Origin of the sequence: Solwaraspora sp. WMMB335, from assembly GCF_049179075.1 — a bacterium.
GTDB lineage: Bacteria > Actinomycetota > Actinomycetes > Mycobacteriales > Micromonosporaceae > Micromonospora_E.
Window position 1 is genome coordinate 7,732,554 of the sequence record NZ_JBMHMF010000001.1, and the last position, 13,497, is coordinate 7,746,050.

The window sequence follows — 13,497 nt, forward strand, 5'->3', positions numbered from 1 at the left end:
GTGAGCGACCGCAGCCCCGGCGACGTCGTCCTCCCGCTCACCAGAGCCCAACTCGGCGTCTGGTACGGCATCAGACTCCATCCCGGCACCGCCGCGTACGACGTCGGCGGGTACGCCGAGATCCGTGGCCCGATCGACGCCGATCTGCTCGCCCGGGCGTGCACCAGCGCCGTCGCTGAGGCCGAGTCGCTGCGTGTCCGCTTCGACGACAGCGGTGCACGACCCGTCCAGATCATCCGACCGCCCCGGCCGGTGCCGCTGCGGGTGGTGGACCTGTCCGCCACGGTCGACCCGGCGACCGCCGCCCGCGACTGGCTGCGCGACGACCTGAAGACTCCCGCCGATCCCATCCGGGATCCCCTGCTCGCCGTCACACTGCTGCGGCTCGGGGCCGGTCGACACTGGTGGTACGTCCGCTCGCACCACCTGGTCGTCGACGGCTACAGCCTTCCGCTGGTCTGCCGGCGGGTGGCCGAGACGTACACCGCGCTGCGGCGGGGCACGCAGCCGGGACCGAACCCGTTCGCCCCGCTGCGGCTGCTGGCCGAGGCGGAATCGGCCTACCTCGATTCCGCCGAGCGCGACGCGGACGAGGCGTTCTGGGCCAGCCGGATGGCGCGGACCGAGCCGCCGCCGACCGTCAGCGGCCGAGGTCCACAGCCGCCCGGTGAGTTCGTCCGCCGATCGGCCCGCATCGACGAACCCACCGCGCGTCAACTGGCAGCCAATGCCACTCGCGCCGGCGTGACGTGGGCCGACGTGGCCATCGCGGCGTTCGCTGGATACCTCGCCCGCACCACCGGCGTCAGCGGGCTCACCCTCGGCGTACCGTTGACCGCCCGCCGCGGCACGACGCTGCGGGTCCCCGGGCATACGGCCAACGTGCTTCCGCTGCGTGCGGTGGTCGCCCCGGCGACCACCGCACGCGAGCTCGTCACCGCGGTCGCCGCCGACCTGGCGACGATGCGTCGCCACCAGCGCTACCGGGGCGAGGACCTCGCCCGGACACTGCAAGCCCGCGGTCAGGCGGGCTGGTACGGACCCAGCGTCAACATCAAGTTCTTCGACTACCGGCTCGACTTCGACGGGGCGGAAACGATCTTCCACACCGTCGCCGCCGGCCCGGTCGACGACCTCACCTTGTCCGTCCGGCAGGGCCCCGGCCGGGTCGACCTCGACCTCGACGGCAACGTCCGCGCGTACGACGGGCCGCAGACGGCCGCGCACCTGGCCGGTCTCGTCGACTACCTGACGGCGTTCGTCGGTCATCTCGCCGGTGGCGTCGGTGGCCCGGTCCGCCGCATCGAGTCCGACGAACAGATCCGGGCCCGCACCAGCGGCGCGCACCTGCACGGGCCGGCTCCGGCGAGTGCCCCGCCGCCGCTGCCGGTGGCGTTCGCCGCCCGGGCCGGTCGTCACCCCGACCGGGTCGCGGTGGTCGACGGCGTCCGCAGCTGGACCTTCGGCGAAATCGACCGGGCGGCGACCGCGCTGGCCACGGCACTGCGGCGAGCCGGCGCCGGCCCGGAGACCGTGGTGGCCCTCGCGTTGCCGCGCAGTGCCGAGTTCATCGTCGCGATGCTGGCAGTGTCCCGGTCCGGAGCCGCCTGGCTGCCGCTCGATCCCGACCTGCCGACGGACCGGATCGCGTTCGTCATCGCCGACAGCGCACCGGTCGCCGTCGTCGTCGACCACGACCCGGGCACCGTCGGCCGGCCCGTCAGCTGGCTTACCGGGCTGGACCGACGGATCCGGGTGGTGCCGGTCGCGGGGCATCCCGACGAGACGTCAGCCGCCGGTGACTGGGCGCTACCGCGGCCTGACGGCCTCGCGTACCTGATCTACACCTCCGGATCCACCGGGCAGCCGAAGGCGGTCCAGGTTCCGCACCGGGCGCTGGCGAACCTGTTGGACAGCCACCGGCGCAGCATCATGCTGCGGATACCGCCCGGGACCCGGCTGCGGGTCGGACACAGCGCCGCGCTGTCGTTCGACGCGGCCCTGGACCCGCTGCTGTGGATGGTCGACGGCCACGAACTGCTGTTGCTGCCCGACGACATCTACCGCGACGCGACGGCCCTGGCCCGCACGGTCGCCGCGCAGCGCCTGGGCTATCTCGACTGCACCCCGACCCACCTGGAACACCTGCTCGACACCGGACTACTCGCCGACGGCGGGCACCGGCCGTCGGTGCTGGTCCTCGGCGGCGAGCCGGCCCCGGTCGCCCTGTGGTCACGGTTACGCGTCCTGGCCGCTACGGCGCCGGCAACGGCCTGTTTCAACGCCTACGGGCCGACGGAGTACACGGTAGACGCGTTGCTGGCCGACGTCTGCGGCACGGCGTCCCCGGTGCTCGGCACCCCGGTCGCCGGCACCCGGGCGCTGGTTCTCGACGAGCGGCTGTACCCGGTGGCGGCCGGCGCGGCCGGTGAGCTGTACCTCGGCGGAGCCGGACTCGCCCGTGGCTATGCGAACCTGCCGGCACTGACCGCGGCCCGCTTCGTGGCCGACCCGTGGGGACCGCCGGGCGGTCGGCTCCTGCGTACCGGCGATCTGGTCCGGCTGACCATCGGCGGACAGCTGGAACACCTCGGCCGTACCGACGATCAGGTCAAGATCCGCGGACACCGGGTCGAACCGGCCGAGACCCAAGCCGTCCTGGCCGCCCACCCCGACGTCGCCCGGTGCGCTGTCGTCGCGGTCGGTGGCGTGACCGGCGCCCACCTGGTCGGGTACGTCGTACCGAGGCCGGGAACCGACGTCGACCCGACCTCGCTCCTGGCCCACCTGCGTACCCGGTTACCCGACTATCTGGTCCCCGCCGGCATCGTGCCGTTGGCCGCGCTGCCGGTCACCGCCCACGGCAAGCTCGACCGACGGGCGCTGCCCGTGCCGCGGTTCGACGCAGACCAGCCGTACCGGCCCGCGACGACGCCCACCGAACAGGTCCTGTGCCAGCTCTACGCCGAACTGCTCGGCGTCGAGCGGGTCGGTGCCGACGACGACTTCTTCACCCGCGGCGGACACTCGCTCACCGCGAGCCGGCTGCTCGCGGCGATCCGGTCCCGGCTCGGTGTCGAGCTGGACCTGCCGGCCGTGTTCACCCACCGCACGCCCGCCGCGCTGGCCGGCGCCGCCGACACCGCCCGACCGGCTCGACCGGCCCGGCCGCCGCTGCGGCCCCGGACGACCGACAACCACGTCCCGCTCGCCGACGTCCAGCGCCGCTTCTGGTTCGCCGAGCAACTCGACGGACCCACCGCCGTCTACAACATCCCGCTGGTCGTCCACTTCGACACCGCACTCGACGAGGCGGTGCTGGCCGCCGCGCTGATCGACCTGGTGAGTCGACACGAGACCCTGCGCACCGTCGTCGTGACCGATGACGACGGCACCTGGCAACAGGTGCTCGACCCCGCCGACCCGGTGGTCACCCGCCACCTGCTGACCGCCGACCCGGCCGGCGGCTCCGCGGCCGGCGGCCGTCCGGCCGGCACCGGCGTCGTCCATTGCGCCGCCGCCGAGCTGGACCGACGGGTCGAAGCCCTGATCACGCAGCCGTTCGACCTGGCCGCCGAAACACCACTGCGGGCCACGCTGCTGCGCGCGCAACGCCACGACGTGCTGGTCCTGGTGCTGCACCACGTCGCCGCCGATCAGGGCGCGACCAGCCGACTGCTGTCCGACCTGGCCACGGCGTACGCCGCCGGTAGCGTCGGACGCCCGCCCTGGCCGGCAGCGCTGCCGGTGCAGTTTCGCGACTACACCCGCTGGCACGCCGGGCTGCTCGGCGACCCGGCCGACCCGGACAGCCTCGTCGCCCGGCACCTGCGGTACTGGCGCGGGCAACTCGCCGGGGTGCCCGACGAGATACCCCTGCCGGGCGCCCGCCCGCGTCCGGCCGAGCGCTCCGGCGCCGGAGCGGTGCTCGCCGTCAAGATTGCTGCCGCGACACACGCCGGACTCGTCCGCGTCAGCCGAGAGCAGGGCGTCACCACCTTCACCGTGCTGCACACCGCCGTGGCGCTGGTGCTGTCCGCGATGGGCGCCGGCGAGGACCTGCCGATCGGCACCCCCGTCACCGCCCGGCCCGACGAGCAACTCGACCAACTCGTCGGCTGCTTCCTCAACACCGTCGTACTGCGTACCGACCTGGGCGGCGACCCGACGGTGGCCGCGCTGTTGCGTCGTACGCAGGAGTCGGACGCCGCCGCGCTCGCCCACGTCGAGGTGCCCTTCGACCGGGTCACCGACGCGCTCAACCCGCCACGGGTGCCCGGGCGGCACCCGTTGTTCCAGGTCATGCTGGTGCACGAGCATGCCGGCGACGACCGGCTGCGACTTGGTGCCGCCACCGGTCGGGTGAGCCTGGCCGACACCGGCACCGCCAAGTTCGATCTGAGCGTCAAGTTCGTCGAACACCCCGACGCCGGCGGCATCGAGGTCCGCTTCGAGTACGCCACGGACCTGTTCGACGACCCGGCCGTACGCACGGTCGCGGACTGTCTGCTCGCCGTCGTCGACACGTTGCCCGACGTCATCCGGTGGCCGGTGTCCCGACTCGACGTGCGCCCGCCGGTGCTACGCGAGCGGATCGCCCGGTGGAGCCGGGGACCCGCCGTCGAGGTGCCCGCCGCGACCCTGCCCGAGCTGTTCCGGTCCGCCGTGGCACGCCACCCGGACCGCCCGGCGGTGCTGCGCGACGACGGCACCGGCCTGAGCTATGCCGAGTTGGACCGGTACGCCGAACGGGTCGCGACCGTGTTGCGTGCCCGGGGCGCCGTCCCGGGCGCCGTCGTCGCCGTGCGGGTGCCCCGGTCGGTGGAACTCGTCGTGGCGCTGTACGCCGTCCACAAGGCCGGCGCGGCGTACCTGCCGATCGACCCGGACCAACCCGCCGACCGGACCGCGATGATGCTGGCCGACGCCCGGCCGGTGACCGAAGTGGACATGACCGCGGTGCGGGCCGCCGCGCCACCGCCCGCCGCGCCACCGCCCGCCGACCCCGGGGCGGGCGAGCCCGGCGGTGCGCCGTCAGGTGCGGGGCACCCGCCCCGGCGGCGGCCGCTCACCGGCACCGATCCGGCGTACGTCATCTTCACCTCCGGGTCGACGGGGCGGCCCAAGGGGGTGGTCGTCGATCACCGGGCGATCGTCAACCGGCTCGCCTGGATGCAGGCCACCTACCCGCTCGACGCCACCGACCGGGTGCTGCAGAAGACTCCCGCCGGCTTCGACGTGTCCGTGTGGGAGTTCTTCTGGCCGCTGCTCGCCGGCGCCACCCTGGTCGTCGCCACGCCCGGCGGGCACCGCGATCCCGGCTACCTTGCCGGCGTCGTCACCGCCCAGCGGATCACCACCGTCCACTTCGTTCCGACGATGCTCGCCGGCTTCCTGTCCGACCCGGCCGCGGCCGGCTGCTCGGGGCTGCGCCGCGTCTTCTGCAGCGGTGAGGCTCTGCCCGCCGAGCTGGTCGCCCGGTCGCGTGCCACGCTGCCGGCCGAGTTGCACAACCTGTACGGGCCGACCGAGGCCGCCGTCGACGTCACCGCGTGGCGCACCGGCGACGCGGACATCCGGGCCGGCGTGCCGATCGGCACCCCGATCTGGAACACCGGCACCCAGGTGCTGGACCGTTACCTGCGGCCGGTGCCCCCCGGCGTGCCCGGTGAGCTCTACCTCGGTGGTGTCCAGCTCGCCACCGGGTATCTGCGTCAGCCGGGACTGACCGCGGACCGGTTCGTGGCCGCCGTGTCGGGTCCGCCCGGCAGCCGCATGTACCGCACCGGTGACCTGGTCCGCTGGCGCCACGACGGGGCACTGGAGTACCTCGGGCGCACCGACGACCAGGTGAAGGTGCGTGGCGTACGGATCGAGCTGGGTGAGGTCGAGCAGGCGCTGCGGCGGCACCCGGCGGTGCGGGCCGCCGCCGCGACGACCCACCGGGACCGGCACGGCAACGTCCGGCTCCTCGGCTATGTCGTGTCACGCCCGGACCATCCGGCCGACCCGGACGAGATCCGCGGGTTCGTCGCCCGGATCGTGCCGGATCCGCTGGTACCCGCGCGGGTCACGCTGCTCGACGAGTTGCCGCTGACCGCCAGCGGCAAGCTCGACCGGCGGGCGCTGCCGCGGGTCGGCAGCCGGCCGGCCGCGCTCGCCGACAGCCGCGACAGCACCGCCGTAGGCCTGGTCGGCAAGCTGTACGCACACGTGCTCGACCGCGACGACGTCGACCCCACCGCCGGGTTCTTCGCCCTCGGCGGCGACAGCATCCTCGCCATCCAGCTGGTGCACCGGGCCCGGGAAGCCGGGCTGCGGATCCGGGTCCGGGACGTCTTCACCCATCCCAGCCCGGCCGAGCTGGCCCGGGTGGCCGAACCGCTCATCGGCCCGACCTCGATCGACGGGCCGGACACCGCCGACGGGCCGGTCGACGTCCCGCCCATGGCGCACTGGCTACGTGAGCGTGGCGGCGACGTCGCGACCGCCAGTCAGAGCGCGGTCATCGACGTCCCGGCCGGCACCACCCGGGAAGCGTTGATCATCGGTGTCGACGAGTTGATCCGGCGGCATCCGGCGCTGCGGCTGCGGCTGCGGACCAGTGAACACGGCCACTGGGCGATGCGCATCCTGGTGCCGCAGGACGCCGTCCCGGCCGCCGCCGTCGTCCGCGTCGACGACGGCCCGGCCGTCCCGGCCGCCCGCCGGCGGGTCGTCATCGAACAGGCCATCCGCTCGGTCGCCGCGCTCGATCCGGTGCGCGGAGTCATCAGCCAGTGGTGTCTGCTGCCGGCCGGCGGGCAACTGCCGGCACAGGTCGTCGTCACCATCCACCACCTGGCCGTCGATGCCCATTCCTGGCACCTGTTGCGCGCGCAACTGCCGGCCGCGCTGCGCGGCACGCCGGTCCCGGCCGGCCCGGCGGGCACCGGCTACCGCAGCTGGACCCGGTGGCTGCGGGACCGGTCCGGCGATCCGACCGTCCTCGCCGGATACGGGTACTGGCTGGCGGCGCTGACCGACCCCGCCCCACTACTGCCGGTCGGCGGGCCGGTCGACGCCGGGTCGCCAGCGCCAGACGGGTCGCCAGCGTGCGCCGGGTCGCCGGTCGCCGCCGGGTCGCCGGTGTCCCGGGACCTGACGATCAACACCGACCGGTTCGGTCCCCTGTGGCGGTGGGCCGCGGTGGCCCACCGATTCACCGGGGAGGATCTGCTGCTGGCGGCGGTCGCGCTGGCCGTGGTCGGGGCGCGGCCCTCGGCGGGCCGTCGGGACGTGACCGTCGCGGTGGAAGGCCATGGGCGGGCGCACGACGCCGGTCCGGACATCACCGGCTCCGTCGGCTGGTTCACCACCCTGTTCCCGGTGCGGCTGGACCTCGCCGGAGTCGATCTGACCGGTCCGTTCGGGCCGATCGCCGCGCTCAAGGCGGTCAAGGAACAGATCCGGGCCGTCCCCGACGGTGGGCTCGGCTACGGGCTGCTGCGCTACCTCGAGCCGCAGACCGTCGGCGCGTTCGCCGCCGTGGCAGAGCCGGAGCTGCTGGTCAACCACCTTGGGCACCGGGACGACAAGCCGGACATGGAGCTGCTGGCCATCGGGGATCCGCACGCCGGCCGACCGGCCGCACCGGTCGAACTCGTCGCCTACACGCTCGACGCACCGGGCGGGCGGACGCTGCGGGTACACCTGCGGTGTCAGGCGGACCGTTACCCGCCAAGCGTCGTGGACGACTTCCGTGACCGGCTCGCCGCCGCGTTCGCCGCCCTCGCCACCGCCGTCGCGGTCGGTCCGCCCAGCGGCCGAACCCCGTCGGATTTGATGCTGCCCGGGCTCAGCCAGGCCGAAGTCGACGCGCTCCACGCGGCAGTGCCTGGCCTGCGGGACGTCGTTCCGGCCGGTCCTCTGCAGGAGGGCCTGCTGGCGCTGGCCCACACGGCGTTTCGAGACACCACCGAGCATCCCGACGTCTACACCGTACAACTACGGCTGCGATTCGCTGTCGAACTCGACGCGGTCCGGCTGCGCACCGCCGTCACCGAGGTGTTCGCCCGGCACCTGGGGCTGCGCATCGGGTTGCGGCACCTCGACTCCGGACGCGCCGTCGGAGTCGTCCATCCGGCCGGCCCGGTGCCGGTGCACGTCCACGACCTGCGGGCCGGGCATCGGAGTGGTGGCGAACCACCGACCGTGGACGAGCTGGCCGCGCGCCGCCGCCACGAACGGTTCGACCTGGCGGCGCCGCCGCTGTTGCGCTTCGACCTCGTTACCGTCGCCCCGGGCCGGTCGACGCTGCTGATCACCGGCCACCACGCGGCCTGGGACGGCTGGTCGGCGCCGCTGCTGGTGACCAGGATCCTCGACGGGTACGCCGGCCGCCCGGCACCCGAGTCCGGCGACGCCGCACACCTGGCGTACCTGCGCGAACTGGTTCACCGCGATCCGGCGGCGGATCTCGACCGCTGGCGTGAGCTGCTCGCCGGTCTGCCGGGACCGACGTTCCTGCTGCCGGTGGCCGACGGCCCGGGCACCACCCTGCCGCGCGAGCGGCGGGTCGAACTCGATGCCCGGCTCACCGGCGCGCTGCACACCGTCGCCGCTTCGGCCGGTCTCACCGTCAACACCGTCGTCCAGGGGGCATGGGGGCTGCTGCTGGCCCGGCGCACCAGTCGCCGCGACGTGGTGTTCGGCGTCACCGTGGCCGGGCGCCCACCCGAGATCAGCGGGCTGGACCAGGCGATCGGGTTGTTCGTCACGACCGTGCCGGCCCGGTTCGACGTGCGGGCGGGGGAGACGTTCGGCACCGCGTTGCGCCGGCTCCAGCAGCGCCAGGCGGCCACCGCCGATCGTCACCTGGTCGGTCTGTCGGCGATCCAGCGTGCCGCCGGGCACGGTCCGCTGTTCGACAGCCTCGTGGTGTTCGAGAACTATCCGCTCGACGAGGAATCCCTGCTGCGCCCGCTCGGCCCGGCGGCGGTACGCCCGGAATCGATCGAGGCGGACGACGCCACCCACTACCCGGTCACGCTGACCGTCTTCCCCGGCGAACGGATCGGGCTCGCCCTCGGCTACCGCACCGATCTGCTCGACCACGAACCCGCCGGTGAGCTTCTCGCCGAGCTTCGTCACCTGCTGGACCTGCTGACCACCGGCCTCGACGCCGCCGTCGAGACGGCCGACCTGCCGGCCCCGGTGACCGGCGGTGCCGTACCGCCGGTCGCGGACGCGACACCGCCGGCCGAGACCGCGGCGGCTCCGGTCGGCGACGACACCGTCGCGACACTGATCCGGCTGTTCGCCGAGACTCTCGAGGTCGACGCCGTAGCGGCCACCGACAGTTTTCTGGCCCTCGGCGGCGACAGCATCATGGCGATCCAGTTGGTGGCCCGGGCCCGGGCAGCCGGGGTGAGCCTCACCGCCGCCGACGTGCTGGAGCACCGCACGCCCGCCGTGCTCGCGACGATCGCCGGCACCGCAGACGCCGGCACCGCAGACGCCGGCACCGCAGACGCCGGCACCGCAGACGCCGGCACCGCAGACGCCGGCACCGCAGACGCCGGCACCGCAGACGCCGGCACGGCGGTCGTCGTCCGCGGTCAGGGTCCGGCCGGCACCGGATCCGGTGGGCTGACCCCGATCATGCACTGGCTACAGGCGCTCGGCGGACCGACCGGCAGCTACAGCCAGCAGATGCTGCTGCGCCTGCCGGCCGACGCCACCGCCGAGGCGCTGACCACGGTCATCGGGCAGCTGCTGCAGCGGCATCCGACGCTGACCGCCCGGCTGGCGGCGGTCGGTGCCGGCTGGAGCCTCGTCGCCCGCCCGGCCGGCGCGGTCGACGCCGCCGGCCTGTTCACCACGGCCGAGCCCGCCGTCGACGTGGTCGTCACGGCCGAGACCGCCGCCCGCCGGCTCGACCCGGCCGGTGGGGTGCTCAGCCAGTGGGTCTGGCGACCCGGCGCCGAGCGGCGCGGCGGGCAGTTGCTGGTGACCATCCACCACCTGGCGGTCGACGGTGTGTCCTGGCGTGTCCTGGCGGCCGATCTCGCCGCGCTGTGGCGCGGGACGCGCCTGCCACCGGTCGGCACCACGTTCGCGCAGTGGGCCGCCCTGCTCGCGACGGATGCGACGACCCCGCGGCGGGAAGCCGAACTCGACCACTGGCAGCGTGCGCTCGACACCCCGCCGCCGCTGCCGCGGCTGCGGCTCGACCCCGCCGTGGACGTGGCGGCCACCAGCCGAGAAACCGTTGTCGTGCTGTCGGCCGCCGAGACCGAGGCGCTGCTTGGTGCCGCCGCTGCGGCCTTGCGCGCCGGCCCGGACGAACTGCTGCTGACCGCGGTGGCGTTGGCCCTGCACCGATGGCGCGGTTGCCGGCTGGCATCGGTGATGCTCGAAGGACACGGCCGGGCCGACGAGGGATACGCCGCCGACACGTCCCGTACCGTCGGCTGGTTCACCACGATGTACCCGGTACGACTCGATGTCGGCGGTATCGACCTGAATCAGACGGTCGACGGTGACATCGGCACCGCGGCCGTGGCCGCCGCCGTCGCGCGGAGCAAGGAAGCGCTGCGGGCGGCGCCCGATCGAGGGCTCGGCTACGGGCTGCTGCGTTACCTCAATCCGCGCACCGCCGCGGCGCTGGGGAGCGTGCGCCAGCCCCAGCTACGGATCAACTACCTGGGTCGGCTCACCGCCGGAACCGGTCGCGACTGGGAACCGGTCGACACCGGCGAACCTCTCGGCGGGTACGTCGACCCCGCCGTGCCGCTGCCGTACCTGATCGACGTGACCGCCGTCGCGGTCAGCGGGCCGTCCGGTGTCCAGCTGCGGATCCGGTTGGCATGGCCGGGCCGGTTGCTCGACGCCGGTGCGATGGCGGCGTTCGCCGACGCACTCGTCGCCGCGCTGCGGGTGCTGGCGAAAAACCCCGCCGGTCCGGCCGGCAGATCCAGCCCGTCCGACTTCGCGCTGGTCGACCTCGACCAGGACGAGATCGACGAATTCGAGCAACTGTGGAGGGACCGATGACCGGGTCCGGCCTGGAGGACGTCCTACCGCTGGCGCCGCTGCAGCATGGCCTGCTCGTCTGGGCGTCGTACGGCGGCGCCGCGGCGGACGTCTACGCCGTGCAGCGCACGTTCGAGCTGGCCGGTCCGGTCGACCCGGTCGGGCTGCGGGCCGCCGGCGCGGCCCTGCTGCGCCGGCATCCCAACCTGCGGGCCGGCTTCCGGTTCCGCCGCAGCGGTGAACCGGTCGCCCTGGTGCCCCGTGCCGTCGAACTGCCCTGGCGGGAACACGATCTCACCGAGGTGCCATCGTCCGAACGGACCGGTCGACTGGCGGCGATCGCCGACGCGGACCGGCGCCGCCCGTTCGACCTGGGTCGGCCGCCACTGCTGCGGCTGACCCTGGTCTGTCGTGACCAGGACCGGCACACACTGCTGCTCACCTTCCACCACCTGCTGCTCGACGGCTGGTCGGTGCCACTACTGGTCCGGGAGCTGTTCACCTGGTACGGCGCCCGGGACGACGACGCCCTGCCGGCACCGGTGCCCTACCGGCACCATCTCGCCTGGCTGTCCCGGCAGGACCAGGCCGCTTCGATCACGGCCTGGCGACGTCACCTCGACGGGGTGGCCGGGCCGACCCTGATCGCTCCGGGGGCCGACCTGCACGCTCCGGCGGACTGCCGCGAAATCGCCAACCACCTGTCGCCGGCAGCGACCGTGCGGTTACGCGAACTCACCCGCCGGCTGGAAGTGACCGCCAACACGGTCGTGCAGGTCGCCTGGGCACTCGTGGTCAGCGAAGTGACCGGCAGTCGTGACGTCGTGTTCGGGTACACCGGCTCGGGGCGCTCCGACAAGGTCGCCGGAGCCGACCGGATCATCGGGCTGCTGATCAACACGATTCCGGCCCGGATCACCCTACGTCCGGGCGAGCACCTCGCCGATCTGCTACAGCGTGTCCAACGCGACCAGGCGAGGCTGCTGGCGTACCAGCACGTACGGCTGGCCGAGCTGGCGAGCGGCCACGGCGGCGGCGAACTGTTCGACACGTACGCGGTGTTCGAGAACTACCCGCTCGACGGTGACGTCCTCGACGAGCTCGGCCGCCTCGCCGGGCTGCGGGTGCTCGACGTCACCTCGACCGAGGCCAGTCACTACCCGCTCGGTGTCATCGCCACCCCCGGCGAGCGGTTGCGGCTGGACGTGCGCTACCGGGCCGAAGCCGTACCGGAGCCGGTCGCCCGTCGGGCCGCCGACCGGCTGATCGACCGGTTGACGGTGCTCATCGACGATCCGGACACTCCCGTGGCACACCTCGAACTGCTCCGCCCCGACGAGCGCGACGAGGTGTTGGTCAGCCGGAACCGGACCGCCGCGCCGGTGCCGTCGCTGACCCTCGGTGACCTGGTCGCCCGCCAGGCCGCCGTGACCGCGGACGCGCCCGCGCTGTACGACGAGGGCGACCACCTCACCTACCGTGAACTCGACGCGCGCACCAACCGGCTCGCCCGACTGCTCGTCGCCCGCGGTGCCGGTCCGGAACGGACCGTGGCGGTCGTCATGCCCCGGTCGATCGCACAGGTCGTCGCGATGCTCGCGGTGGTCAAGGCCGGTGCCGCATACGTTCCGGTCGACACCGACTACCCCGCCGAACGGGTCGCCTTCCTGCTGGCCGACTCGGCGCCCACACTGGTGCTCACCGCGGCGGCGTACGCCGCCGCCGTCCCCGCCGGCAGCGCGGTCGAACTGCTCGATGCCGCCGAGGCGGTCGCGGCCGGCCTGCCGGGCACCGGACTGACCGACGCGGACCGGACCGTCCCGCTGCGGCCCGAGCACCCCGCGTACCTGATCTACACGTCCGGGTCGACCGGCCGGCCCAAGGGCGTCGTGGTCAGCCATGCCGGCCTGCCGAGTCTGGCACACACCCTTCGCGGACATTTCCGACCCGGCCCCGGCGACCGGGTCCTGCAGTTCGCCTCACAGAGCTTCGACACCTCGGTGTGGGAGCTGTGCATGGGGCTGACCTGCGGGGCCGCCGTGGTGATCGCCCCACCGCACCGTCGCCTCGGCGGTGAACTGGCCCGACTGGTCGCCGCCGAGCGGATCACCCACCTGACGCTGCCCCCGTCGGCCCTGGCCGAGCTGGACCCGGAAGCGGTCGCCCCGGGCGCGGTGGTGATCGTCGCCGGCGAGGCCTGTCCACCGGCGTTGGCCCACCGGTGGATCGAGGCCGGGCACACCTTCTTCAACTCGTACGGGCCGACCGAGACCACTGTCGACGCCACCCTGTGGCAGGGCGTCGACGTGGCCTCGGTGACCGGCACCGCGGTGCCGATCGGACGTCCGGTGCACAACACCGACGTCTACGTCCTCGACGAGCTGTTGCGCCCGCTGCCGCCCGGGTCGGTCGGCGAACTCTACGTCGGCGGTAGCGGGCTGGCCCGGGGCTACCGGGGCGCGCCGGGACTCACCGCCGGCC

The 13,497-nt window shown here is 73.9% G+C and carries 2 protein-coding genes (1 of these 2 cut by a window edge); both read left to right on the forward strand.

Features of this window, described 5'->3' with window-relative positions; genetic code table 11:
• Complete coding sequence (locus ACN27F_RS33200) at positions 1-11,037, forward strand: amino acid adenylation domain-containing protein (protein WP_421439531.1); 11,037 nt, start codon at positions 1-3, stop codon at positions 11,035-11,037.
• Positions 11,034-13,497 carry the 5' portion of an amino acid adenylation domain-containing protein gene (locus ACN27F_RS33205; protein WP_421439532.1) on the forward strand. 11,777 nt of this gene lie beyond the right edge of the window, so 2,464 of the gene's 14,241 nt are visible here — the first part of the coding sequence; its start codon is at positions 11,034-11,036; the stop codon falls past the right edge of the window. The genes ACN27F_RS33200 and ACN27F_RS33205 overlap by 4 nt, the downstream gene beginning before the upstream one ends.